The sequence below is a fragment of the Pseudarthrobacter sp. NPDC092439 genome, from assembly GCF_044754945.1.
Lineage (GTDB): Bacteria > Actinomycetota > Actinomycetes > Actinomycetales > Micrococcaceae > Arthrobacter.
Genome location: NZ_JBIVQB010000001.1, coordinates 58,720 through 82,929, shown reverse-complemented (window position 1 = coordinate 82,929; position 24,210 = coordinate 58,720). Strand labels below are relative to the sequence as shown.

The window sequence follows — 24,210 nt, the reverse complement described above, 5'->3', positions numbered from 1 at the left end:
TTCCGTTCAATCTTGTTCGTGGCTAAAGGTATCGGGGGCAGTGACCGGCAGGGCGGCCACGTGGGTATCCAGCTGCAGCCGGTGCTCCATGCGGTCCTTCTTGGTCTGCAGGTAGCGGATGTTCTGTTCCCGCGACGGAACTTCGGTGGGAACCATTTCCACCACCGTCACACCGGCACTGGCCAGCCTGTTCTGCTTGTCCGGGTTGTTGCTCAGGAGGCGGACCTCGTGCAGCCCCATTTCGGCGAGGACCTGTGCGGCTGCCTTATAGCAGCGGGCATCCACGGGAAGGCCCAGCTGCTCGTTGGCTTCCACGGTGTCAAAACCGGCTTCCTGGAGGGCGTAGGCCTTGATCTTATTGGCCAGCCCGATGCCACGGCCTTCCTGTCCGCGCAGGTACAGCAGGGTGCCGCCGTGTTCCTGGATCAGTTCCAGCGCATAGGCCAGCTGTTCACCGCAGTCGCAGCGGTAGGAGCCGAAGACGTCCCCTGTGAGGCATTCCGAGTGCAGCCGCACCAGCGGCGCCTTGCCATCTTTGGGCGGGTTCGGTGAGCTGACGGCGAGGTGTTCAACGCCGGTGACCAGGTCCGTCCACGCCTGCGCCACGAAATCGCCGAAAGCGGTGGGCAGCTGCACCACCGGGCCCCCGCTGACGGGGTGGACACCGTCCTGCTGCCTGCCGTTGCCGGATACAGATGCCGTCATGAATTCTCCTTCATTCCACCCGCAGCCGCTGGGCTGCCGTCCGGGCGCTCCCCCGCGGCGAGATAGGCTGCCAGTTCCTCGATGGACACCAGCGGGCACCCGTGTTCCGAGGCAAACGCCCGCAGTCCGTCCAGGCGCATCATCTCACCGTCGTCGTACACTACCTCTGCAATCACGCCTACCGGCTCCAGACCCGCCAGGCGGCACAGGTCCACCGCGGCCTCAGTGTGGCCGGGACGCTCCCGCACACCTCCGACAACTGCGCGCAGCGGGAAAATATGCCCGGGACGGGTCACGGCCGCCGGTCCTGCCTGCGGGTCCGCCAGGACGCGTGCCGTCACGGCACGGTCCGTGGCCGAGATCCCGGTGCTGACTCCCGCTGCCGCGTCGCAGGAAACCGTGTAGGCGGTGCCCTTGGAGTCCTGGTTGACGGCGGTCATGGGCGGCAGGTCCAGCGCATCCGCGCGGCTGCCGGGCAGCGGCACGCAGATCACGCCCGAACTGTACCGGATGGTCCAGCCCATCAGCGCGGGTGTGGCGTACTGCGCGGCGAAGATGATGTCGCCTTCGTTTTCGCGGTCCTCGTTGTCCACCACCAGAACCGGCCGGCCGGCGGCAATGGCACGCACGGCATCCTCGATCGTGTCCAGGAGCTTCTCCCCCGCGGCCCCGGGCACAACCCCTGCCCCGGCTTCCATGCGGACGGCGGCGTTCATCGTGCTTCTCCTGCCGTGCCGCGGAAGGCCAACAGCCGTTCCGTGTATTTGGCCAGGACGTCCACTTCCAGGTTCACCCTGCTGCCGGTTGCCTTGGCGCCCAACCCCGTTTCCGCCAGTGTGGTGGGGATAAGACCCACCTCAAACCAGGGGTCCTGTTCGCCGGCATCACTGACAGCGGTGACCGTCAGGGAGACACCGTCGATGGCAATGGAGCCCTTCTCGGCGATGTAGCGGGCCAGGTTGGCGGGTACGCCGAAGCGCAGCCTCTCCCAGTTCCCCTGGGGCTCTCGCTCCAGCAGGGTGCCCACGCCGTCCACGTGGCCCTGGACCACGTGGCCGTCCAGCCGGCCTCCGGCCGGAACGCAGCGTTCCAGGTTGACGGCGTCCCCTGGCGCCAATTCGCCGATGGTGCTGCGGACCAGCGTCTCGCCCATGACATCCACGCTGAAGTCGCGTCCGTCGATGGCGGTGGCCGTGAGGCAGACCCCGTTGACGGCGATGGAGCCGCCCAGTGCCAGTCCGTCGGTGCTGCCGGGCGCGTGGAGGCGGACGGTGGCGCTGGCATCGCCGTCGCGCTCTACGGAGAGCACCCGTCCCTGTTCGGCAATAATTCCGGTAAACATCAGTAGCCTTCCTGGGCTTGCTCCGCCGTGGCGCGGGATGGTTGTGGATCAAGGGCAACAATGCGCTGCGGCCTGAGGTGCAGGCGGAGGTCCCGGCCCAGCGGGCGCACGGCGCCGCCGTCGGATTCGTCCCAGTCCCAGTGCTGGGCGTCGGCCAGCGTGGTAATGCCCAGTCCGTCCAGCGCGGGTGTGCCGGAACCGAGAAGTGTGGGGGCCAGATAGACGATCAGTTCGTCCACCAGTCCGGCGGTGAGGAACGTGCTCAGGATGCGCGAGCCGCCTTCCACCATGAGGTGACGGATGCCCTGGCCGTACAGGAGGGACAGCGCTTCCCGGGGATCGCGGGTGGGCAGGTGAACCATGAGTCCGTCGTCGCCCCGTACGGCGGCGTCTTCCGGGACGTCCCGCAGTCCCATCACGGCGCGTACCGGCTGTTTTCCGGCGGGGTTGCCGTCCGCGTCCCGGGCGGTGAGCCGCGGATTGTCCACAAGCACGGTCTGGGTTCCCACCAGGATCGCGTCAATGCGGTTCCGCAGCCCGTGGTTGTCGGCCAGCGATTCGGGGCTGGAGATCCACTGGCTGGTGCCGTCCTCTGCCGCAATCCGGCTGTCCAGCGTCTGCGCGATGTGGAGGGTAACGAACGGACGCCGTGCCGTGACTGCTTCGAACCATTGGCGGTTGAGGTCCAGGGCTTCATCGGCGCCAAGCCCGCTGCGGACGCGGATACCGGCAGCGCGCAGGGTGGCTGCCCCGCCGGCGGCGGGGTCGTGGGGGTCGTCCACCGCGTACACCACGTCCGTGATGCCGGCGGCGATGATCGCCTGGGCGCAGGGTCCGGTGCGGCCCACGTGGTTGCAGGGTTCCAGCGTCACCAGCATGGTGCAGCCGGTGAGGTCCAGCCCTGCCGCCGAGGCCTGGGTGATGGCGTCCGCCTCGGCGTGCGCGGTGCCGGCGCCGCGGTGGTACCCGGTCACCAGGTGCCGTCCTTCGGAGTCGACGACGACGGCGCCCACCAGGGGGTTTGCTCCCCGGGGCCCCCGCCGGGCTGCTTCGAGGGCGGCGTCCATCGCGCGCGTCTCACCGGCGCTGAAGGCAGTAACTGCCCCTGGGGCGGGATTTTCGGCTGCCGCCGGCCACCGCGTGGGGTTCATTCCCGTGTCGTTCCTTCCCTCTAGGGCCAAGATGGCTCCGGGGGTATACGACAGCAGAAGGCTGCGGCACCGCCAGGCGCCGCAGATACAGCTGTACGTGCTTCTCTCATCCAGACTTTAACTGTCGGTACCGGAATTCCACCGGTTCAACCGTCCGCCGGAGTCTTCCTGGGAAGCTTGCCGGCTCGCGGGTCGCGGACTGTCACCGCCGGTTCGGACTTACACCGACCCCGGAGCACGTATGTGTGTTGTTATTGTGCCACAACCGGCAGCAGCCTCCGGCTATTCCCCCGAGGCAGTGCGTAACGTCCGGTTGCCGGCGGCGCGGAGCCGGTCGATGGCCGCTGCGGGGTCGTCCGCTCCATAGACGGCGGAACCGGCCACGAAGACATTGGCCCCGGCTTCCGCAGCCCGGGTGATGGTTTCCTCCGTAATGCCGCCGTCCACCTGGAGTGCCACCCCGATGCCGGAGCCGTCGATCGCGGCGCGGGCCCGCCGGATCTTGGGCAGCGTGATGTCCAGGAAGGCCTGGCCGCCGAAGCCGGGCTCCACGGTCATGACCAGCAGCATGTCCAGTTCCGGGAGCATGTCCAGGTAGGGCTCCACTGGAGTAGCGGGACGCAGCGCCATGCCTGCCTTGGCGCCGCGGGCCCGCAACTCCCGCGCAAGCTTGACCGGGGCGATGGAGGCTTCAGCGTGGAAAGTGACGGATGCGAGGCCGGCGGAGGCGAAGTCGGGGGCCCAGCGGTCCGCGTCCGAGATCATCAGGTGCGCGTCCAGCGGCACCGGGCTGACTTCCTGGATCCGTTTGACCACCGGAAGCCCAATGGTCAGGTTGGGAACGAAGTGGTTGTCCATGACGTCAACGTGCACGGCGTCGGCCGTGGCGATGCGGTGCAGTTCCGCCTCGAGGTTGACGAAGTCGGCGGACAGGATGCTCGGGTTGATGCAGCACTGCGTCACAGGGTGCGCCTTTCACTGGTACTGGCAGGGTTCGGGGACTGTCAGGCCTTTTTCCGGATGAGCGCCAGGAACATGGCGTCCGTGCCGTGGATGTGCGGCCAGAGCTGGGCAGTGGATTCGTATCCGGCGCCAAGGTCCCCGGTGAGGCTCACGGCGTCCAGCGCAGCGCCGGCGTCCAGGAGTTCCAGGTCGTCGCGCTTGCGCAGCGCGTCTGCCACCACTGCGGTGGTTTCCGCGGGGTGCGGAGAGCACGTCACGTAGGCCACGACACCGCCGGGACGCACGGCGGCAATCGCGGAAGCCAGGAGTTCGCGCTGCAGTGGACCGAGGTCCGCCAGGTCCTTAGGCGAACGGCGCCAGCGGGATTCGGGGCGGCGCCGCAGGGCACCGAGTCCGCTGCAGGGCACGTCCGCCAGCACGCGGTCGAACCTCTCCGGCTGTTCTGTTCCCAGGTCCCGGCCGTCGCCGGTACGGACCTGCCAGGCGCTGCGCGGCACGGCCGCCAGGGCCTGCCCCACCAGCTTTGCACGGTGCGGTGCGGGCTCGTTGGCCAGCAGGGTGGCGCCGCGTTCACTGGCGAGGGCGGCCAGGAGGGCCGCCTTCCCGCCGGGGCCGGCGCAAAGGTCCAGCCAGGATTCGGTGCCTCCCCCGTCAGCGCCGCCGTCCAGCCGGAGCCCGGCCATGGCGCGGGCCACCAGCTGGGAGCCCACGTCCTGGACCCGGGTGGTGCCTTCTCGGACCGATGCGAGCCGGCCGAGGTCTCCGCCGCTGGACAGCGCGGATCCCTCCACGAGTTCGCCCCGGGCTGCTCCGGCTTCAAGCGCCTCGTCCAGGTTGCCCAGGCCGGGCAGGGCCACGAGGTTGACCACCGGCGCTGCGTTGTCCGCTTCGAGCAGGCTGTCTATCTCCGTGGCAGGGCGGCCGTGCGCCACCAGGGACTGGCGCATGGCGCGCACAATCCATTCCGGGTGCGCGTGGCGCAGCGCGGCGATCCGTGTCTGGTCCGTTTCGCCGGCCACCAGGGTGTCCAGCCATTCGTCCAGGCTGTGCGCGGAAACTTTGCGAAGCACGGCGTTAATCAGGGCCGACGGGCCGGCGCCGATGACCGCGCGGGCCAGGCCGACCGTCTGGTCCAGGGCGGCGTGGGCGGGAACGCGCATGGCAAGCAGCTGGTGGGCGCCGATGCGCAGGGCGTCGAGGATGGCAGGGTCAAGCTGGTCCAGCGGGCGGTCCACGCAGCGGGCCAGGATGGCATCGTACGTTCCCTGGCCGCGCAGGGCGCCATAGGTGAGTTCGGTGGCAAACCCGGCGTCGCGCCTGTCCAGGCCGTGGTGCCGGATCCGCGCCGGCAGCACCAGGTTGGCGTAGGCGTCCTCGGAGGCTACTGCCCGCAGCACTTCGAAGGCCACCAGCCTCGCCGGATCGGCCCGCCGGGTGCGCTGGGAGGGTGCCTGGCCGGTGTAAGTGCGCGGTCCGCGGTTGCGTTCCCTGCCCTGGGCATTGCGCCGGCCGGTGTCCTTGGGACCGCCCTTGCCGCGTCCGCCGGTGCTGCTCATTCGAATACCACGCCTTCCAGTGAAGCCATGCCGCGCGCCCAATCGGCTGCGGCCATCATTTTCTTTCCGGCGGGCTGGATCCGGGTCAGTTCCACGGCATGCGATGCGGTGCCCACCAGGACGCTCTTGCCGCGGAGCTCCACCGCCCCCGGCGCCAGGCCTGCCACGTCCGGGCGGAGGCGGACGGGTTCAAGCTTGATCCGCTGGCCGGCCAGCATGGTCCAGGCGCCGGGCTCCGGAGTGGCGCCGCGGGCCTGCCGCCCAACAGCCAGAGCCGGATGGCTCCAGTTGAGGTGCCCGTCCTCGAGGGTCAGTTTGGGCGCCAGTGTGACGTTCCCGGACTGTGGCACGGCCACGGCCTTGCCGGTTTCGACGGCGGAGAGCGTCTGGGCCAGGAGCACGGCGCCGCTGTGGGAGAGCCGGTCCAGCAGGTCGCCGGCGGTGTCCTCGGGTCCGACGGTTTCCGTGAGCGTCCCGAACACCGGGCCGGTGTCCAGGCCTTCCTCCAGCTGGAAGGTCACGGCGCCGGTCACATCATCGCCGGCCATGACTGAACGCTGGACGGGGGCCGCACCGCGCCAGGACGGCAGAAGGGAGAAGTGCAGGTTGATCCAGCCGTGACGTGGCACGGCCAGGGCAGCAGGCGGGACGAGCCCGCCGTATGCCACGATGGCCGCCACGTCGGGTTCGGCGGCGGCAATGGCCGCCGTCGCTTCGGCGTCCACCCTGGCGGCGCGGATCACCGGGATGTCCAGCTGGGCGGCACGGGCGGCAACGGGCGACGGCGTGAGCACCCGTTTGCGTCCCAGCGGCGCGTCGGGGCGGGTCAGGACGGCGACGACGTCAAAGCCGGCGCCGACCAGGGCGTCCAGGGAAGGGACGGCGACGGCGGGAGTCCCCGCAAAGAGCACCCTCACCCGGCGGCGCCTGCACCAAAAGCGGAGCCCGAGCCGGAGCCGCCAAAGCTGGAACCGCCGAAACTGGATCCGACCGATTTGGCGCGGGCCGACGTCGTGCGTTCCGTCACGGACTCGTAGTTCGCGGCGCGGATGGCTCGCAGGGCCGCCTTGCGGTCCTCTCCCTCCAGCCGGTCCGTGTACAGGATGCCGTCCAGGTGGTCGTTTTCGTGTTGGAAGCAGCGGGCCAGCATCCCTTCACCCTCAACAGTGACGGGGTTGCCGTGCACGTCCACACCGGTAACGCGGGTGGAACGGAAGCGCCGCACCGGGAACGCCAGGCCGGGAATGGAGAGGCAGCCTTCGGACTGGTCCGGCTGGTAGTCCTCCGAGTTCTCGAGGACCGGGTTGATGATGTGTCCTTCGACGCCATCGATCCGGTAAGTGAAGACGCGCAGGCTCACGCCCACCTGCGGGGCGGCCAGACCCGCCCCTTCCACGTCCTCCATGGTCTCCGTCATGTCGGCGACCAGCCTGGCCAGCTCGGGCCCGAACTCCGTCACGGGATCGGCGACCGTGCGCAGCACGGGGTCTCCGATGATGCGGATATTCAGAATTGCCATGCGGGTTTTGTCCTCACGGTTGGCGGCAACAAGGGGAATGGCTCCAGTTTAGGCGGTGCGTGCCTGTGCCAGCGGCGGCGGTGCGACGGGCAGCAGCGCCGGGCCGGCACTGAGGGTGTCGGCGGAGAGCTCCCAGACCCGCCGCAGGGCGCAGAACTTCCACCAGTGGTGCTTGAGGACCTCCGGGTTGGCCCGCACCGGGCGCACTTCCGTTTCACCAATGGCGACGGCCAGGAGGACGGGGTCCGCGCCGTGCGCCCATGGTTCCCACGTCCCTTCCCGGGGATCCACCAGGCTTTCCTCGGCCTTCATGCCGGCCACCAGCTGCATGACCACCTTGTCGTCCAGCGGCTTGACCTGGCCGTCCCGCGTGGTGCCCTTGGTCTTGTAGTCGATCAGGCAGGTGCGCCCGTTAATCCGGGCCACCAGGTCCAGGGTGCCGGCGTAGCCGACGGCGTCGTTCCACACCGTGATCTCGGGGGCGATGGGCTCCACCCGGTAGAGCTCCCACCATTCGTCGAACCGGACGGCGAAGGCCTCTTCGCCGTTTGCTGCGAGGGCTTCGCGGGCTTCCTTCATGCTGTGCGGACGGCCCAGTGCCCGCAGGGCCACCTGCTCGCAGTAGTTATGGACCCGGTCCCCGCGCTGCGCTGCCTCATCGCGGTAGGCCTCTGCCGCCTTGGCGGCACGGTTCACGGCCTGGCGGATCTTTGCGGGGCTGCCCAGGCAGTCGGCCAGCAGCGGGTCCTTCGCCAGGCTGCTGGCGCCCATGTAGCCGAACCAGCCGTCCAGCCCGTGCGGCTGCTGGCTGATCACGGTGGTGATGGAAGGTACGGAGAACGGGGCGGTGGTGGACCGCGCGTACATCCGGCCGTATTCCGTGGCGTGGGCGAGCAGTGGATCGGTCATGGAAAGACTCTTTCACAGGGGGCTGACAATCACAGGTCCGGCTGGTTCCCGGGAACGGCCGGACATGAAGAAAGGGTCTGTTTCCGCTGCTGATGAGCGGAAACAGACCCTTGTGCGTGGGCGATACTGGGTTCGAACCAGTGACCTCTTCGGTGTGAACGAAGCGCGCTACCACTGCGCCAATCGCCCCGATGCATTTGAATGCTAGCCCACGTTGCTGCCAATTCAAAAATCGGCCGCGGCGGCCCTGCGCACCCGGACGGCCGCCCCGGCGCCGTCCCCGCCCGGGGCGCCCCCGCCGTCGGAAGCCGCGCTCACGGCGTCGTAAATTACAGGCCTGTAACTTGGCCAAACCCTTGCCGTTACTGGGAAGCAGGGCCATTGGAACTGACGCCGAAGGAGCCGATTTGGAGAATCCCGGAACCTCCTATATTGTTTTTACTCGTTGGAACGCGAGGAAATGCCGGGAACGGCAGCGAATCAAGCCTCAACAATGCGGACGTAGCTCAGCTGGTAGAGCACCACCTTGCCAAGGTGGATGTCGCGAGTTCGAATCTCGTCGTCCGCTCGCAGGACACTGTCACGGCATAGGTTCTTTCGGGACCGACGCTAACACGGTGGGTTGGCCGAGAGGCGAGGCAGCGGCCTGCAAAGCCGTATACACGGGTTCGAATCCCGTACCCACCTCGGTGAAAACCATGGTTTTCCGGAGAGCATCCGGATAAAAATGGGCGATTGGCGCAGCGGTAGCGCGCTTCCCTGACACGGAAGAGGTCACTGGTTCGATCCCAGTATCGCCCACTCGGCAAGTTCACTTGCCTTCAGCAGTTCCCGGCATTGCCGGATTCCACTGCACGCGGACGTAGCTCAGCTGGTAGAGCACCACCTTGCCAAGGTGGATGTCGCGAGTTCGAATCTCGTCGTCCGCTCTCTTGTTTACCCCATAGCACCGGTCTTCCGGTTCCGGGCGATTGGCGCAGCGGTAGCGCGCTTCCCTGACACGGAAGAGGTCACTGGTTCGATCCCAGTATCGCCCACAGATACAGCAGCTCTCCGGAGCTGCTTTTTTGTTTGCCCGCCGTTTCCTTGGCAAGGAGGGCCCCGACGCATAGGATCGAATGCGCAAGGAGCGACCTGGCTCCGGGATTGAAGGGAGGTGCTCGTGGGACTGATTGACGATCTAAAGGGCAAGGCTCAGGGTCTGATCCACGGTAACGAGCAGGCCATCAAGGACGGCATCACCAAAGCCGGTGATTTGGTCGACACCAAGACCGGGGGCAAGTACTCCGGCCACGTCGACAAGGTCCAGGATGGTGCTTCCCGGCTCGTAGACCAGCACGGAAGCCAGGATCCCGCCGCAGTGCAGGATCCGCAGGCGCCTGTTAGCCCGGTTCCGCCGGCAGACAGGGCTCCGTAACAGGATTCAGACGGGGTTTTGCCCCTACGCGTCAACGGGGCGCGGGTCCCGCCGGGAGGCGGCGCCCGCGCCTTTGGCACTTAAGGACGACGCCGGCCAAGGGCTGCGCGGTCGGGCGCTTCAGGACGGCTCGTGGTTCTGGCCTTCGCGGGCCAGCGCCGTGAGCCGGGACACGGCGCGGAAGTACTTCTTCATGTAGCCGCCCGTCATCATTTCCTCCGTGAAGAGTTTGTCGAATGGAACACCGCTGGCCAGGATGGGCACGTCCTTGTCGTACAGCCGGTCGGCGAGGACCACGAAGCGCAGCGCCACCGCCTGCTCGGTGATGGTTTCCACGTTGCGCCACACTACGGCGTCGATCCCGTCGATCAGCTGGCGGTAGCGGCTGGGGTGCACGCCGGCAAGGTGGTGGATCAGGGTGCCGAACTCGTCCTGCGCCACGGTCCTGCCGTCAAACTCTGCCTTCATGCGGCCCGGGAGGTCGCTGTCCTTCAGCGGCGCGGGCGCCGCCGGCAGGCCGCGGTGGCGGAAGTCCTCGCCGTCGATCCGGATCACCTCGAACTGGTCGGCAAGGACCTGGATTTCCCGCTGGAAATCGACGGCGGCGAACCGGCCGTCGCCCAGGGAACCGGGCAGGGTGTTGGAGGTGGCAGCCAGCTTCACGCCGGCGTCGGCCAGTTCCCGCATCAGCCGGGACATCAGCACGGTGTCCCCTGGGTCGTCGAGTTCAAATTCGTCGATGCACACGAGCTTGTAGCTGCTGAGCGCGTCAACGGTTTTCCGGAAGGACAGTGCACCCACCAGGTTGGTGTATTCCACGAACGTGCCGAACGCCTTGGGACCCGGAGCAGCGTGCCACAGCGACGCCAGGAGGTGCGTCTTGCCGACGCCGAAGCCGCCGTCCAGGTAGATGCCGGCCCGCCCGGCGTCGTCCTTCTTACCGAACAGCTTCCTGAAGAGGCCGCCGCCCCCGTTGCCGGCTCCCACGCCGCCGGCAAAATGCTCCAGGGCACGGACGGCGGCAGCCTGGCTGGGCTGCTTGGGGTCGGGCCGGTAGCTGGCAAAGGAGACCTGGCCAAACCGCGGCGACGGGTAGAAACCCTTCAGGAGCTCATCCACCGAGACTGCCGGGGTGCGGGCGGCAAGCTGTTCGATCTGTACCAAGGTGGTCCGTTCTGCTGGGGGTTGGTCCCCAGAAAGGATACCGGGAAAGGAGCGGGGGCCCGGCTTTCCGGCGCCGCCGGAGCCGCCCGGCGTGAGGAACGCAACATTTCCTCCTGTTAACGGAATACGGACATCCTCCCGGGTGCTGGCTAGGGTGGGAGCAGTTCCCTGCCCGTCCCGCGGCTGCCCGCGCACCCAATGAAAGGCCATGACCATGCCCTACCCGGTTGAACAGAACGAGAAGTTCGCTGCCTACGCCCATCCGGAGCGCCTGGTGTCCACGGACTGGCTGGCCGCCGCGCTTGAGAGCGGCGCGGTGGAAAACGGCGGACTGGTAGTGGTGGAATCCGACGAGGATGTGCTGCTGTACGAAACCGGCCACATTCCCGGCGCCGTGAAGATCGACTGGCACACCGACCTCAATGACGAAGTGACCCGCGACTACGTGGACGGTGCGGCCTTCGCCGAACTGGCGGCGTCGAAGGGCATTTCCCGGGACAGCACGGTGGTCATTTACGGCGACAAGTCCAACTGGTGGGCGGCCTACGCCCTCTGGGTGTTCACCCTGTTCGGCCACGAGGATGTGCGCCTGCTGGACGGCGGCCGCGACAAGTGGATCGCCGAAGGCCGCGGCCTCACCACGGACAGGCCTTCCCCGGCACGCCGCGACTACCCGGTGGTTGAGCGCAACGATGCCCCCATCCGGGCCTTCAAGGATGACGTCCTGGCGCACCTGGGCAAGCCGCTGATCGATGTCCGCTCCCCTGAGGAATACACGGGCCAGCGCACCCACATGCCCGCCTACCCGGAGGAAGGCGCGCTCCGGGGCGGCCACATTCCCACCGCAGCCTCCATCCCCTGGGCCCGCGCCGCCGCCCCGGACGGCACCTACCGCAGCCGCGACGAGCTCGAGGCCCTCTACCTGGGCGAGGCCGGACTGGCGCCCGGCGACGACGTGGTGGCCTACTGCCGGATCGGCGAACGCTCCAGCCACACCTGGTTTGCGCTCAAGTACCTCCTGGGCTTCGATACCGTCCGCAACTACGACGGTTCGTGGACCGAATGGGGCAACGCCGTCCGCGTACCGATCGTCAAGGGTGCCGAGCGCGGCGCGCTCACCCTGCCGGCCTGAGCGCCCCGGCCCGCCGCAACCAGTTCCGCGTAGAATTGGACCGATGAGTACCCAAGCCCTGCCTTCCGCCCTGGCGGCCATCGTCGACGACTTCCAGGCCGTCTCCGAACCCGAGCGCCTGCAGCTCCTGCTGGAATTTTCCCAGGGGCTCCCGGAGTTGCCCGAGCGGCTGCGGGACCACCCGGAACTGCTCGAACAGGTGGTGGAATGCCAGTCGCCGCTGTTCCTCACCATCGAAGCGGAGAAGAACGACGACGGTTCCTCCCCGGCGGTCAGGCTCTACTTCAAGGCACCCGCCGAGGCGCCCACCACCCGCGGATTTGCCGGGGTGCTCCATGAAGGGCTGGACGGGCTCCCGGCGGAGGACATCCTCGCCGTTCCGGACGACATGCCCGAACTGCTGGGCCTGACGCGGGCCATCACGCCCCTGCGCATGCGCGGGATGACGGCAATGCTGGGCCGCATTAAGCGCAAGGTGGCCGCCATTCCGGCAGCGCACTCCTAGGCGAAGCATGGCACGCAGGAGCGCCAAAACATCTGCACATGGAACCCCGGCAACGGCCGCAGCGGCGGCCGCCGGGGTTCCCTTCGTGCTGCACCCCTACGACCACGACCCCGCGGCGGCCAGTTACGGTGCGGAGGCCGCGGCTGTCCTGGGCATCGACCCCGCACGCGTCTTCAAAACTCTCATGGTCGAGGTGGATGGCCGGCTTGCTGTTGGAATCGTCCCGGTCAGCGGCACCCTGGACCTCAAGGCCTTCGCCGCCGCCATGGGCACCAAGAAGGCGGCGATGGCTGACCCCGCGGCGGCGCAGCGGCGCACCGGCTATGTACTCGGCGGCATTTCGCCGCTGGGCCAGCGGCTCCCCTCCCCGACTGTCCTGGACGCCAGCGCGCTGGCGCTCGAGACCATGCTGGTGTCCGGCGGCCGGCGGGGACTGGACATCGAACTGTCGCCTGCAGACCTGGTCCGCCTCACCAACGCCGTCACGGCGGCGATCAGCTCCATCCAGCTGTGACGGCCTAGCGGGGCTCCCCGCCGGTCGACCCGACAGGCGCCATGACACCGCCCGGGTTTGCCCGGGGCGCCAGCCTGCCCCGCAGCCAGGCCTTGACCAGGCGTTCCCAGCGCTCGGGGTCGACGTTCCACTCCTTGGTATGCCGCGCGCGGTCGAAGGTTTCGAACGTGACCATCTCCGGGTTCCGCTGCGCAAGCAGCGCGGACGGTTCGTACGGCACGTACTCGTCATCCACGCTGTGGATGATCAGGGTGGGCGTGCGGAGTTCCACCGCACGGGACACCCAGTCCATGGCTTTCAGGTCCACCGGAGCGGAGAGTCCGGTGAGCCGGCGCCCCAGCGGGTGCCCCAGCATCAGCTGCCCGTAGCGTCCCACCAGGGAAGGGATACGGTTCAGTTGGGCATGGTGGGCCAGGACGTTGACCCAGTCGATGACCGGCGCATCCAGCACCATGGCCCGGATCAGGTGCCGGTACCGGGACAGGTCCGCCGTCTGCAGGCAGATCGCTCCGCCCATGGACCAGCCGAAAAGGACGATTTCCTCGGCGCCGTTGGCCAGTGCGTAGGCGATGGCCGCTTCGACATCGCGCCACTCCGTGGAGCCCAGCCCATAGCGCCCGTCATCGGCGGACGGTGCCAGGCCGTCGTTGCGGTAGGACACCACCAGGCTGGTGAGCCCGAGCTCCAGCGCCGGCCCCACGGCGCGCAGCGCCTCCTGCCGGGTGGCGCCGCGGCCGTGCACCATGACGGCCCAGGTGCGCGCGGTCCCGCCGGCCCGCACCAGCCAGGCCGGAGCCTGCCCTCGTTCCACATCGATCAGCACGTCTTCGGCGGGAAGCCCGACGGCGGCCGGGTCCGGGTACAGCGCACCGCTCCACCAGCCCCAGCGGGCGGCCGAGAGGTCCCCGGCGTACACGGCCTCGACCTCGCGCTGCACTGTCCGGTCCGCCGGTGAGTAGGAAACGATGCGGCCGATGCGGGCGTGCCCCTTGCCGTTGTCGAAAAAGAAGCCATACGTCCCGTCCACCGTGGTGTCGTCGGTGGCAGCGAAAATGACCTGCAGGCTGCTTCCGTCACGGATCACGGCCAGGACTTCCTGGTCCGACGCGCGCTGGCGCGCCGGGGTAATCACGCGGCGGGCAAAATACACGGCCAGGGCGGATGATCCCGTGGCCAGGAGCCCGCCAATGCCGCCGCCCGCGATGGCGCCGCCAACGGCCCACTTGGTGCGGAGGGACATCCGGCCCGGTTCCGGGACAGGGGCGGGCGCCGGGCGGGATCGCTGCAGGAATGCCATGGCACTATTCTTACCGCCGCGCACGGGGAAGCCCGAATTGGTGCGGCCGGGCAGGCGCGGGACTAGGCTAAGGCCATGAGTGATCCCATCGTCATCCTGACCGAAGAACCGCTGGGGGCGGACGACCGCCTGAACATCGAACGACTGGTGGACGGGACGGACACCCAACTGCTCGTCCTGGTTCCCGCCAACACCGAGCGGCACCTTCTGGTGGACTTCCTGGAAAACCTTTCCATGCTGGAGGTCGCCAAGGCCTTCCGTGACCTGACAGCCCACGCGCCCGATCCCACCACCGAGCGGGCCCACGCTGCCGAGACACTGGCCACCTCCCTCAGCGCCCTGGCCGGCCTTGGTTCAGGCGTGGCCGGAGAGGTAGTAGAAGGCGGGGCAGTGGACGGGCTCGTAGCCAAGGTCCGGGAGACCGGAGCATCCCAGGCGGTAGTGATCACCCGGCCGCACGCGGTAGCTGACACCTTCCACACAGACTGGGCCAACAAGGCGCAGGACCAGTTGGGCCTTCCCGTCCTCCATCTTTATGCCGGCTCGGGATTTATCGGCGACTCGTAGGCGTTGGAACAACCATGGACAGCAAGACAGATGCACAGTGGCGGGAAGAACTGACCCCTGAGGAGTACCACGTCCTCCGGCAGGCGGGCACTGAACGGCCGTTCACGGGCGAATACTGGGACACCCATACCGCCGGGGTGTACCAGTGCCGGGCGTGCGGGGCGGAACTGTTCACCAGCAACGAGAAGTTCGACTCGCACTGCGGCTGGCCATCCTTTTGGGCGCCGCTGGCCGAGGACAAGGTCCGCTACATCCACGACCGCACCCTCGGCATGGACCGGATCGAAGTCCGGTGCACCAACTGCGACTCCCACCTGGGCCACGTGTTCGAAGGCGAAGGGTACGGGACGCCCACAGACCAGCGGTACTGCATCAACTCGGTTTCACTTAGGCTGGTCCCGCGGGAGGACTGATTGCCAAGGGTGGTCCTCAACCTCGCCGGGGCCACCCTAAGCAACAGTCCTTCTTATGCTTACGTCGAATTTGAGTTAGTCATGCTGTTGGCTTGCTACGCTCGCAATCAGAGCACAGCAACAGAAAGGCAGCCGACGATGACCGCAACCCTGACCACCGCAGCTACCCGCATTTCCGCGGACAACAAGGACTGGCTCCGGCTCAAGTCCGCCGCCGCCGCACTGCAGCCGCTGCAGGCGCAGGACGGGTCCGTTCCGGACGCCGGCACCCATGCCGCAGCCGCAGCCCACGTTGGCGTGATCGTTGACAGCATCCGGGCCCTGGCCCCGGCTTTTCCGCACGATGCCGCCTACCTCGAGGCAGCCTGCGCCGACTTCCAGACCTGGGCAGCCGCGGGCTTCGGCGTCCCCGATTTCCTGGCATCCTTGCTGGCCTTCCAACCGCAGGAGCAGCGCGTCAATGGCCTCCAGCACCTGGTGGTCTTTCCGATGTACACGCAGAACGGCAGCAGCAACCGGCTGGTCGAAGCGGTCCTCATCGAGGTGGTCTGGCCCGAGTTCATTGCCGGGCTGGAGGCCGGTGACTACTCCAACAAGCTGTTCGTCCCCATCCGGTTCCTCGACTTCACGGCGGGCTACGACACCAACTCCGCTGTGCTCTTCCCCGAGACGGTGGCCGTGTCCAGCACCCCCACATTCACCTGGGGCGCCATCTTCGCCGACCGCGAGGCGGCCCGGTTCCGCCGCGTGCTCAAGGCCGCCTCGGCCACAACGCAACTCGAGCTCCCCGGGGATGCCGCGGAAATGCTGGCAGACCAGGACCTCACGGAGTCCGTCTTCGTCATGTGGGACCTCATCCACGACCGGACGCACATGCGCGGTGACCTGCCCTTCGATCCCTTCATGATCAAGCAGCGGATGCCCTACTTCCTGTACTCCCTGGAAGAGCTCCGGTGCGACCTCACCGCGTTCCGTGAGTCGGTGCGGATCGAAAAGGACGAGGAGGCAGCCCCCGAGGCCAGGCGCCACGCCAGGCTGGTCCAGTACGCCATCATCTTCGACCGCATCTTCCGCTTCGCCATCACCGGCAGCCGTGTCCGCAACTACGACGGCCTCGGCGGACAGCTCCTCTTCGCCTGGCTGCACCAGCACCATGTCCTCCACTGGACCGATACCCGGCTCACCATCGACTGGGACGAGGTTGCCGACGCCGTCATCGCCCTGGGGGCCGAAATCGATGACCTGTACTGGCGTTCAATCGACCGGCCCAAGACCGCGCACTGGCTGGCGGCCTACCAGCTGATCGCCGCCACGGTCACCCCGAATCCGGCATCAGTCTGGGCCAAAGGCCCGGACGCGCTGCCGCTGGCCGGTCCGCCGCGGGGACTGACTGACCAGGTCCTGGATGACGAGTTCCCGCTGTCCATGTTCTACGAAGCACTGGAGAAGAAAATGCGTCCCGTCATCGAGTCCACCGCCGGCATCACGGGCAGGTCCGCCCTGTGAGCAGCCTTCGGGCCGAAGAATCCCCGCTGAACGTCCTGGTCACGGGCGGCAGCGGGGCCTCCGGCGTGGCGGTGGCCCGTGCGCTTAGCGCGGCAGGCTGCCGGGTCTTCACGGTCGGTTCCGACCGGCAGCGGATCGAGGCAGCCGCACACCAGGCGGGCGACGGCGTCACACCCCTGGTCTGCGACCTTGCGGGCCTCGACGACGTCCGGCGGCTGCGTAAGGATGTATCCGCAGCCGCCGGGCCGGTGGACGCTGTTATCCACCTGGTGGGCGGCTGGCGCGGCGCCAAGGGCATTCCGGACCAGTCCGACGACGACTGGGAGTTCCTGGAACGCGGTTCCATAACCACGCTGCGCAATGTGTCCCGGACCTTCTTCGAGGACGTCGCCGCTTCCCCGCGTGGCCGGTTCGCCATCGTGTCCTCCACCATGGCGGAAAAGCCTACAGCCGCCGTGGCCAGCTACGCCGCGGCCAAAGCCGCGGCCGAGGCATGGACCATGGCCATGGCCGACGGTTTCCGACGTGCCGCCGAGTCCGGCGCCGGGGAAGCGGCCGCCGTCGTCCTGGTGGTCAAGGCACTGGTGGATGATGAATTGCGCCGCAGCCACCCGGAACGGTCCTTCCCGGGGGCGACGGACGTCGCCGACCTGGCGGGCGCCGTCGTGCGCCTGTTTGGCCAGCCCGCAGCGGGACTGAACGGGACACGCGTACGCCTGGAACCGTCAGCAGCGGCGCGGCGGGCCCCGCAACCCGCGGCCCCGCCGCAGTACCTACACTGAAAGTGTGAGCAAAACCATGACAACCACTGCCGAAGCCGGCACCGCCCTGCGCCTCCACGACCCGTCGGTGCGCGGATTCGCCTCCGACAACTATTCGGGCGTGCACCCGGAAATCCTCGCGGCGCTGGCCGCCGCCAACGAAGGCCACCAGGTGGCCTACGGGGAAGACCAGTACACCGCACGGCTCCAGGAGGTCATGGAGCAGCACTTCGGCCCTGGCATCGAGTGCTTCCCCGTTTTCAACGGAACCGGTGCTAACGTCTTGTCGCTGCAGTCGCTGCTCCCCCGCTGGGGTGCGGTGGTGTGCGCCGCCACCGCCCACATCAACATGGATGAGAACGGCGCGCCGGAGCGCATCGGCGGCATGAAGCTGCTGCAGGTCCCCACCCCCGACGGAAAACTCACCCCGGAACTGATCGACCGGGAGGCATGGGGCTGGGGCGATGAACACCGCGCCCAGCCGCTGGCCGTGTCCATCACGCAGACCACGGAACTGGGCACCTGCTACACGCCGGAGGAAGTCCGGGCCATCGCCGACCACGTGCACGCCAGGGGCATGAAGCTGCACATGGACGGCGCCCGCCTGGCCAATGCGGCGGCCCACCTGGACCTGCCGCTGCGGGCCTTCACGCGTGACGCCGGGGTGGACATCCTGTCCTTCGGCGGAACCAAGAACGGACTGCTTTTCGGCGAAGTGGTGGTGGCCCTGAACCCTGACGCCGCGCAGGGCCTCGTCTACCTTCGCAAGATGAATATGCAGCTGGCCTCGAAGATGCGCTTCATGTCAGCCCAGTTCATCGCGCTCCTCGAAGGTGATCTCTGGCTCCGGTCAGCGGCGCACGCCAATGCCATGGCCACGAGGCTGCGCGCCGCCGTCGAAGGCGTTCCGGGCGTCCGGCCCACCCAGAAGACCGAATCGAACGGCGTTTTCGCCATAGTGCCGCCGGGCGTTGCGGACAGGCTGCGCGAATCCTTCCGGTTCTACGACTGGGACGAGGCCACCGGCGAGGTGCGCTGGATGTGTTCCTTCGATACCACCGAAGAGGACATCGACGCCTTCGCCGCGGTGATCCGGCGCGAGCTCCAGGGCCGCGGCGCTGCAGACGGCACCCCGGGCAGTACGGCGGGCTGAGCCGACGGCGAGCCTTCCCCGCTTGCCCGGCGGATTTGCGTAATCTGCGATGGTGAACGCACTTGACCAGGTTCCCCCGGCGTTTCTGGACGCCTTGGGAGCCCTCAGGAAAGCCCAAAGCCGCCGGGAGCTCCGGCTTGCGGAAATTCCTGCGCCTGCGCGGCTGGCACCCTTCGCTGTCGCACTGGGCGCAGAGGTCCTCGCCCCGGGTGCGGGAACCCCCGCAGCGGCCGTCCATGGCCCGGCCAGGATGGCGCTTGCGGCCGCTTCTGCCACGGGCGACGATTCAGAATCTGAACTGGCCACTGGACGTTTCATCCTCCTGCACGATCCCGCCGGCTCGGAGGTATGGGACGGCGACTTCCGCATCGTCACCTACATCCGGGCCGAGCTCGAGCCGGACATGGGCAACGATGAAATGCTCGGTTCGGTGGCCTGGACCTGGCTCGTGGAAGCCCTGGAGAGCCACAGGGCCGCCTACCGGGCGGCCGGCGGAACCGCCACCCGCGTGCTCTCGGAAAGCTTTGGCACCCTGGCCGAGCGCCCGGGGACCATCGACATCGAGCTGCGCGCGTCGTGGACACCGGCATCCTCCGACGTCACCGCGCACCTGGAAGCCTGGTGCGACATGGTCTGTACTTTCGCCGGCCTGCCACCCCTGCCTGACGGTGTGACGGCACTCCCCCAGCGCCGCCGGAACCCGGGCACCCGCCCCGAATGACGGGCAGGAACGGAGCCCGGAAGCCGCCGCCGGGTAAACTGGAGGGCACCATGACCCCTGACATTCCGGAAAACACCACGGCCGGCGCTCCGGCTGCTGACACCGCACCCCACATCACCGTTGAGGGCTTCGACAGCCCCATCCCCGCCGTCATCGACCTCGACGCACCCCGCGACGGTGTGCCCCTGGTGATCGAAACCCAAACCGGCCTGGAACGCTGCGCCGCCGCCATCGCCGCCGGCACGGGCCCCGCCGGGGTGGATGCAGAGCGCGCCTCCGGGTTCCGCTACGGCCAGCGGGCCTTCCTGGTCCAGATCCGCAGGGAGGGATCCGGCACGTGGCTGATCGATCCCGAACCCTTTGAGAACCTGGACATCATCAACGATGCCCTCAGCGGCGTCGAGTGGATCCTCCACGCTGCCAGCCAGGACCTCCCGTGCCTCCTGGAGCTGGGCATGTGGCCGGACCGGCTGTTCGACACGGAGCTGGCCGCACGCCTCGCCGGCCTGCCCCGGGTGGGCCTCGCAGCCGTGATCGAACAGCTGCTGGGCTTCGGGCTGGCCAAGGAACATTCCGCGGCCGACTGGTCCACCCGGCCGCTGCCCGAACCGTGGCTGCGCTACGCCGCACTGGACGTTGAAGTGCTCACCGAACTCCGGGAAGAACTCATCGAACTCCTCCAGGCGGACGGAAAGCTGGAGTACGCAGAACAGGAGTTCGCGGCCATCCTGGCGGCCGGGGTGGCACCGCCCCGCGCCGATCCCTGGCGGAAGACGTCCGGGCTGCACCAGATCCGGGACCGCAGACAACTGGCCGCCGTGCGCGAACTGTGGCTCGAACGCGACGCCCTGGCGCAAAAGCGCGATGTGGCCCCCGGCCGGCTCATTCCGGACTCCGCACTGGTCGCGGCGGCCAAGGCGATGCCCACCACGGTGCCGCAACTGCTGGGCACCAAGGGGTTCCACGGCCGTGCGGCCCAGCGCGAGGCGCCCAGATGGCTGCGCTGCATTGCCGCCGCCCGGGACCTGGAGGACCTGCCTCCGCTGCACCTGCCCACCAATGCCCCGCCTCCGCCCCGGGTCTGGGCTGAACGGGATCCGGAAGCCGCAGCCCGCCTGGCCACCGCCCGCCCGCTGTTGCAGGAGAAGGCCGACCAGCTGAACCTGCCGCTGGAGAACCTCCTCACCCCGGACCACCTTCGACGCGTGGCGTGGCGGCCGCCCACGGAGTTGGGAGAGGCGTCCATTGCGGCCGAGCTGCGCAGCCTGGGAGCGCGCGAGTGGCAGGTTGAACTCACTGCACCGCTGATCACCCGGGCCTTCCTCGATCCGCAGCCTTTGCCCCCCAAGGAGCCGAAGAACCCGGAAGCGGCCGCCGGGGCGTAACCCGCGCGGCAACATTGGGACTGCCCTTGCGGGCTAAGTTACTCACGAGTAACATCGGGGTTACTGCCGCCCGCCTGCCGTACCGCTGCATGCAACCGGCGCCTACGTCTCAATGAGGAGTTACACGTGAGCCACCACGGAAGCGGCGCACCACTGCGCACGATCCGGGACGTCGTCTTTGTCGACGGCCTCCGCACCCCCTTCGGCCGCGCCGGTGAGAAAGGAATCTACGCCGGCACCCGCGCAGACGACCTGATCGTCAAATGCCTTCGCGAACTGCTCCGCCGCAACCCGTCACTGCCGCCCGAAAAGGTCGACGAGGTTGCCATAGCCGCCACCACGCAGACCGGCGACCAGGGCCTTACCCTCGGCCGCACCGCGGCACTGCTGGCGGGGCTGCCCCGCACGGTGCCCGGATTCGCCGTCGACCGCATGTGCGCCGGCGCCCTGACAGCGGTCACCTCAACGGCCGGAGGCATCGGCTTCGGCGCCTATGACGTGGTGATTGCCGGCGGCGTGGAACACATGGGCAACCACCCTATGGGCTCCGGGGCGGACCCGAACCCGCGGTTCATGTCCGAACGCCTGGTGGATCCGGCCGCGCTGAACATGGGCAACACGGCCGAAAACCTGCATGACCGGTTCCCCTCCATCACCAAGGAACGCGCAGACGCCTATGCCGTGGCGTCGCAGCAGAAGCTGGCGGCAGCCTACAGCGCCGGCCGGATCCAGCCGGACCTGGTCCCCGTCGCGGCCCGCAAGCCGGGCCAGGGCTGGACCGTCCACAGCGTGGACGAGCCGCCCCGGCCGGACACCACGATGGGAGACCTGGCGTCCCTCCGGACTCCCTTCCGCGCCCACGGCCGGGTCACCGCAGGCAACGCCGCGGGCCTCAACGACGGCGCCACGGCAGCGCTGCTGGCCTCCGCAGACACCGCCATGGCCATGGGCCTGCCGGTGCGGATGCGGCTGGTCAGTTATGCCTACGCCGGGGTCGCGCCGGACGTCATGGGCATCGGTCCGGTCCCGGCCACGGAGAAGGCACTCAGGAACGCCGGCCTCTCCATCGGGGATATTGGACTGTTCGAGATCAACGAGGCGTTCGCCGTCCAGGTGCTCAGTTTCCTGGAGCACTTCGGCATCGACGACGACGACCCCCGGGTCAACCGGTACGGCGGCGCCATCGCCGTGGGCCACCCGCTGGCATCCTCCGGTGTCCGGCTGATGATCCAGCTGGCCCGCCAGTTCGAGGAAGATCCGTCGGTCCGGTACGGCATCACCACGATGTGTGTTGGACTGGGCATGGGCGCCACCGTCATTTGGGAAAACCCGCACCACCCCGCCTATAGCGGAACCGCCACCGAAGGAGCCATGGCATGAGCGCAGCAGATTTCACCACATTCGCCGGCCTCTTTCCCGGCGAGACGGTCACCCACTCGTACGTCCAGGATATTCAGCTTCCCGCTGCGGCCGGCGGCACCTTCGCCCTTATCACCCTGGACAACGACCTGGACCACACCAAACCCACCACCCTGGGGCCGAACACCCTGGTGGAACTGGGCACGGTCCTGGAGGGACTGCGCGAACGTGCAGCCCGCGGCGAAATTGTCGGCGTCGGCATCACGGGCAAGCCGTACTACCTGGTGGCCGGGGCCGACCTCTCCGCAGTGAAGTCGCTGGAGGAACGCGAACAAGGCCGCCTGATGGCGCAGCTGGGACACGACGTCTACTCAACCCTCGCGAGCCTGGGGGTCCCCAGCTTCGCATTCATCAACGGCGCCGCGCTGGGCGGCGGCCTGGAGATTGCGCTGCAGTCCACCTACCGGACCGTCTCCTCCGGCGCCGGCGCCCTGGCCCTGCCCGAAGCATTCATCGGGTTGGTCCCGGGATGGGGCGGCGTCTATATCCTGCCGCGCCTCATCGGTCCGGAAAACGCGGTGCGGGTAATGATCGAGAACCCGCTCAGCAACAACCGCACCCTCTCCGGCCCCCAGGCCTTTGACCTGGGCATCGCGGACGCCCTGTTCGAGCCCGCGGACTTTTTGGAACAGTCCCTGGCATGGGCCGCGAAGGTCATCTCCGGCGAGGTGGTCCCGGAGAGGGCCAAGGCCGTGGACCCGTTGTCCCCGGAGGTGGCCGCCCGCTGGTCCGCCGCCATTGAGGCCGGCCGTGCCTTCGTTGAGGCCAAGACCTCCAACGCCGCGCCGGCACCGGCCAAGGTGCTGGATGTCATGGAAGCCAGCCGCGCCCTGAGCCAGGCCGAATCCGCCGACCTGGAGTGCGAAACGCTGGCAGACCTCATGCAGACGGACGAATTCAGGTCCACGGTCTATGCCTTCCTGGACCTGGTCCAAAAGCGCGCCAAGCGTCCGGCGGGGGCTCCTGACCGCAAACTCGCCCGCCCGGTCACCAAGATCGGCGTAGTGGGTGCCGGGCTGATGGCCGGCCAGCTGGCGCTCCTGTTCGCCCGCCAGCTTAAGGTTCCCGTGGTCCTCACGGACATCGACCAGGAACGCGTGGACAAGGGCGTGGCATATGTCCACGCCGAGGTGGACAAGCTCCTGGCCAGGAAGCGCATCAGCCAGGACGCAGCCAACCGCACCCGCGCACTGGTCACCGGTTCGGTGTCGAAACAGGCCTTCGTGGACGCGGACTTCGTGATCGAGGCCGTCTTCGAGGAACTGGCCGTCAAAAAGCAGGTCTTCGCCGAGCTGGAAGCAATCGTGGCCGAGGACTGCATCCTGGCCACGAACACGTCCTCGCTGTCCGTTACCGCCATGGCAGAGGACCTGCGGCACCCGGAGCGGCTGGTGGGCTTTCACTTCTTCAACCCGGTGGCCGTGATGCCGCTCCTGGAAATCGTCCGCGCCCCGCGCACGGACGACTCCGTCCTGGCCACGGCCTTCGAACTGGCCAAGGCACTGAAGAAGACCGGTGTACTGGTCAAGGACGCGCCGGCTTTTGTGGTCAACAGGATCCTGCTGCGGCTGATGGGTGAGGTAACGGCGGCGTTCGACGAGGGAACCCCCGCCGAGGTGGCGGACAATGCCCTGCGTCCCATGGGCCTGCCGATGACACCGTTCACGCTGCTCGCCATGGTGGGCCTTCCCGTAGCGCAGCACGTCCAGGAGTCCCTGCACGACGCGTTCGGCGACCGCTTCCCGGTCAGCACCAACCTGCAGAAGCTCATCGACAACGGCGTGCGGACCCTGTGGGTGGAGGGCCAGGACGGGACGCGGTCCATTCCGGATTCCACCATGTCCCTGCTGTCCTTGGGCAGCTCCCCGTCCACCGCGGACCAGGTGCTGCGGCGGACCCAGGACGCCTTGGCGGAGGAGATCGGGCTGATGCTCTCCGAAGGAGTGGTGGCCGGTCCGGAGGACATCGACCTATGCATGATCCTGGGCGCCGGCTGGCCCGTGTTCCTGGGCGGCATCACTCCATACCTGGACAGGGTGGGCGCCTCGGAACGCGTCAACGGCAAGCGCTTCCTGCCGCCCGGCACCGCATCCCGGCCCGGCGCGGTGTAA

Annotated in this window: 24 protein-coding genes, 6 tRNA genes and 1 riboswitch; of the genes, 18 read left to right on the top strand and 12 right to left on the bottom strand. The window is 68.1% G+C overall.

The annotated features are described in order from the left end of the window. Positions 1–6: 6 nt before the first annotated feature. The 10 genes from ribA to ACIQCM_RS00330 form a co-directional block, all read right to left on the bottom strand. Complete coding sequence (ribA, locus tag ACIQCM_RS00375; protein ID WP_400604113.1) at positions 7–705, bottom strand: GTP cyclohydrolase II; 699 nt, start codon at positions 703–705, stop codon at positions 7–9. Continuing rightward, positions 702–1,421, bottom strand: coding sequence for a 3,4-dihydroxy-2-butanone-4-phosphate synthase (gene ribB, locus ACIQCM_RS00370; RefSeq protein ID WP_400604115.1), 720 nt, complete (start codon positions 1,419–1,421; stop codon positions 702–704). Before ribB ends, ribA begins: the two co-directional genes overlap by 4 nt. Then, positions 1,418–2,047 carry a riboflavin synthase gene (locus ACIQCM_RS00365; protein ID WP_400604117.1) on the bottom strand — a complete coding sequence of 210 codons (630 nt, stop codon included), beginning with the start codon at positions 2,045–2,047 and terminating at the stop codon, positions 1,418–1,420. The genes ribB and ACIQCM_RS00365 overlap by 4 nt, the downstream gene beginning before the upstream one ends. Beyond that, positions 2,047–3,198 carry a bifunctional diaminohydroxyphosphoribosylaminopyrimidine deaminase/5-amino-6-(5-phosphoribosylamino)uracil reductase RibD gene (gene ribD / locus ACIQCM_RS00360; protein WP_400604119.1) on the bottom strand — a complete coding sequence of 384 codons (1,152 nt, stop codon included), beginning with the start codon at positions 3,196–3,198 and terminating at the stop codon, positions 2,047–2,049. Before ribD ends, ACIQCM_RS00365 begins: the two co-directional genes overlap by 1 nt. A gap of 93 nt (positions 3,199–3,291) precedes the next feature. Continuing rightward, positions 3,292–3,441: riboswitch (FMN riboswitch) on the bottom strand. A 39-nt stretch (positions 3,442–3,480) separates the two neighbouring features. Beyond that, complete coding sequence (rpe, locus tag ACIQCM_RS00355) at positions 3,481–4,161, bottom strand: ribulose-phosphate 3-epimerase (protein WP_400604121.1); 681 nt, start codon at positions 4,159–4,161, stop codon at positions 3,481–3,483. 41 nt (positions 4,162–4,202) lie between these two features. Next, positions 4,203–5,717 carry an RsmB/NOP family class I SAM-dependent RNA methyltransferase gene (locus ACIQCM_RS00350; RefSeq protein WP_400604123.1) on the bottom strand — a complete coding sequence of 505 codons (1,515 nt, stop codon included), beginning with the start codon at positions 5,715–5,717 and terminating at the stop codon, positions 4,203–4,205. Further along, positions 5,714–6,634, bottom strand: coding sequence for a methionyl-tRNA formyltransferase (fmt, locus tag ACIQCM_RS00345; protein WP_400604124.1), 921 nt, complete (start codon positions 6,632–6,634; stop codon positions 5,714–5,716). The genes ACIQCM_RS00350 and fmt overlap by 4 nt, the downstream gene beginning before the upstream one ends. Next, the gene (gene def, locus ACIQCM_RS00340) at positions 6,631–7,236 is read right to left on the bottom strand and encodes a peptide deformylase (protein WP_400604126.1); all 606 of its coding nucleotides are present in this window, start codon (positions 7,234–7,236) and stop codon (positions 6,631–6,633) included. Before def ends, fmt begins: the two co-directional genes overlap by 4 nt. 48 nt (positions 7,237–7,284) lie before the next feature. Continuing rightward, on the bottom strand, positions 7,285–8,145 hold the full coding sequence (locus ACIQCM_RS00335) for a cytochrome (protein ID WP_400604128.1): 861 nt from the start codon (positions 8,143–8,145) through the stop codon (positions 7,285–7,287). Positions 8,146–8,262: 117 nt separating this feature from the next. Then, positions 8,263–8,334: transfer RNA gene (locus ACIQCM_RS00330), tRNA-Val, on the bottom strand. 306 nt (positions 8,335–8,640) lie between these two features. Here ACIQCM_RS00330 and ACIQCM_RS00325 point away from each other — a divergent pair. The 6 genes from ACIQCM_RS00325 to ACIQCM_RS00300 all read left to right on the top strand — a co-directional run bounded on the left by ACIQCM_RS00325 (position 8,641) and on the right by ACIQCM_RS00300 (position 9,562). Next, positions 8,641–8,713, top strand: a tRNA-Gly gene (locus ACIQCM_RS00325). Positions 8,714–8,761: 48 nt separating this feature from the next. Then, positions 8,762–8,832: transfer RNA gene (locus ACIQCM_RS00320), tRNA-Cys, on the top strand. 42 nt (positions 8,833–8,874) lie between these two features. Continuing rightward, positions 8,875–8,946, top strand: a tRNA-Val gene (locus tag ACIQCM_RS00315). Positions 8,947–9,001: 55 nt separating this feature from the next. After that, a tRNA-Gly gene (locus tag ACIQCM_RS00310) sits at positions 9,002–9,074 on the top strand. A gap of 36 nt (positions 9,075–9,110) precedes the next feature. Further along, positions 9,111–9,182, top strand: a tRNA-Val gene (locus tag ACIQCM_RS00305). 125 nt (positions 9,183–9,307) lie between these two features. Continuing rightward, positions 9,308–9,562: an antitoxin gene (locus ACIQCM_RS00300; RefSeq protein ID WP_400604130.1), complete on the top strand. Its 255-nt coding sequence runs from the start codon at positions 9,308–9,310 to the stop codon at positions 9,560–9,562. Between the two features lie 120 nt (positions 9,563–9,682). On the opposite strand, the gene zapE is transcribed toward ACIQCM_RS00300, so the two are convergent. Further along, positions 9,683–10,726: a cell division protein ZapE gene (gene zapE / locus ACIQCM_RS00295; protein WP_400604132.1), complete on the bottom strand. Its 1,044-nt coding sequence runs from the start codon at positions 10,724–10,726 to the stop codon at positions 9,683–9,685. A 214-nt stretch (positions 10,727–10,940) separates the two neighbouring features. Here zapE and ACIQCM_RS00290 point away from each other — a divergent pair, with 214 nt between their 5' ends. Genes ACIQCM_RS00290 through ybaK form a run of 3 tightly spaced genes read left to right on the top strand, consistent with a single transcriptional unit; the run spans position 10,941 to position 12,877 of the window. Continuing rightward, a complete protein-coding gene (locus ACIQCM_RS00290) occupies positions 10,941–11,858 on the top strand; it encodes a sulfurtransferase (protein WP_400604309.1) in 918 nt (305 codons plus the stop codon). Positions 11,859–11,901: 43 nt separating this feature from the next. Continuing rightward, complete coding sequence (locus ACIQCM_RS00285; protein ID WP_400604134.1) at positions 11,902–12,363, top strand: SufE family protein; 462 nt, start codon at positions 11,902–11,904, stop codon at positions 12,361–12,363. Between the two features lie 7 nt (positions 12,364–12,370). Beyond that, positions 12,371–12,877 carry a Cys-tRNA(Pro) deacylase gene (ybaK, locus tag ACIQCM_RS00280; protein ID WP_400604135.1) on the top strand — a complete coding sequence of 169 codons (507 nt, stop codon included), beginning with the start codon at positions 12,371–12,373 and terminating at the stop codon, positions 12,875–12,877. A 4-nt stretch (positions 12,878–12,881) separates the two neighbouring features. Here ybaK and ACIQCM_RS00275 read toward each other — a convergent pair whose 3' ends face one another. Next, entirely contained in the window at positions 12,882–14,174 is a 1,293-nt protein-coding gene (locus ACIQCM_RS00275) for an alpha/beta hydrolase family protein (RefSeq protein ID WP_400604137.1), read from the bottom strand. A 75-nt stretch (positions 14,175–14,249) separates the two neighbouring features. Between ACIQCM_RS00275 and ACIQCM_RS00270 the strand changes: the two genes are divergently transcribed. The 9 genes from ACIQCM_RS00270 (at position 14,250) to ACIQCM_RS00230 (ending at position 24,210) form a co-directional block, all read left to right on the top strand. Continuing rightward, positions 14,250–14,741 (top strand): hypothetical protein, encoded by a 492-nt coding sequence (locus tag ACIQCM_RS00270; protein WP_400604139.1) that lies wholly within the window; start codon positions 14,250–14,252, stop codon positions 14,739–14,741. 14 nt (positions 14,742–14,755) lie between these two features. Continuing rightward, complete coding sequence (msrB, locus tag ACIQCM_RS00265; RefSeq protein WP_400604141.1) at positions 14,756–15,154, top strand: peptide-methionine (R)-S-oxide reductase MsrB; 399 nt, start codon at positions 14,756–14,758, stop codon at positions 15,152–15,154. Positions 15,155–15,292: 138 nt separating this feature from the next. Next, on the top strand, positions 15,293–16,660 hold the full coding sequence (locus ACIQCM_RS00260) for a DUF6421 family protein (RefSeq protein ID WP_400604143.1): 1,368 nt from the start codon (positions 15,293–15,295) through the stop codon (positions 16,658–16,660). Beyond that, positions 16,657–17,442, top strand: a complete 786-nt coding sequence (locus ACIQCM_RS00255) for an SDR family oxidoreductase (protein WP_400604145.1) — start codon at positions 16,657–16,659, stop codon at positions 17,440–17,442. The genes ACIQCM_RS00260 and ACIQCM_RS00255 overlap by 4 nt, the downstream gene beginning before the upstream one ends. Positions 17,443–17,458: 16 nt before the next feature. Continuing rightward, positions 17,459–18,574, top strand: a complete 1,116-nt coding sequence (locus tag ACIQCM_RS00250; protein ID WP_400604311.1) for a threonine aldolase family protein — start codon at positions 17,459–17,461, stop codon at positions 18,572–18,574. A gap of 49 nt (positions 18,575–18,623) precedes the next feature. Beyond that, entirely contained in the window at positions 18,624–19,295 is a 672-nt protein-coding gene (locus ACIQCM_RS00245) for a DUF3000 domain-containing protein (protein WP_400604147.1), read from the top strand. Between the two features lie 50 nt (positions 19,296–19,345). After that, a complete protein-coding gene (locus ACIQCM_RS00240; protein ID WP_400604149.1) occupies positions 19,346–20,680 on the top strand; it encodes an HRDC domain-containing protein in 1,335 nt (444 codons plus the stop codon). Positions 20,681–20,806: 126 nt separating this feature from the next. Next, positions 20,807–22,060 carry a thiolase family protein gene (locus ACIQCM_RS00235; RefSeq protein ID WP_400604150.1) on the top strand — a complete coding sequence of 418 codons (1,254 nt, stop codon included), beginning with the start codon at positions 20,807–20,809 and terminating at the stop codon, positions 22,058–22,060. Then, complete coding sequence (locus ACIQCM_RS00230) at positions 22,057–24,210, top strand: 3-hydroxyacyl-CoA dehydrogenase NAD-binding domain-containing protein (RefSeq protein WP_400604152.1); 2,154 nt, start codon at positions 22,057–22,059, stop codon at positions 24,208–24,210. Before ACIQCM_RS00235 ends, ACIQCM_RS00230 begins: the two co-directional genes overlap by 4 nt.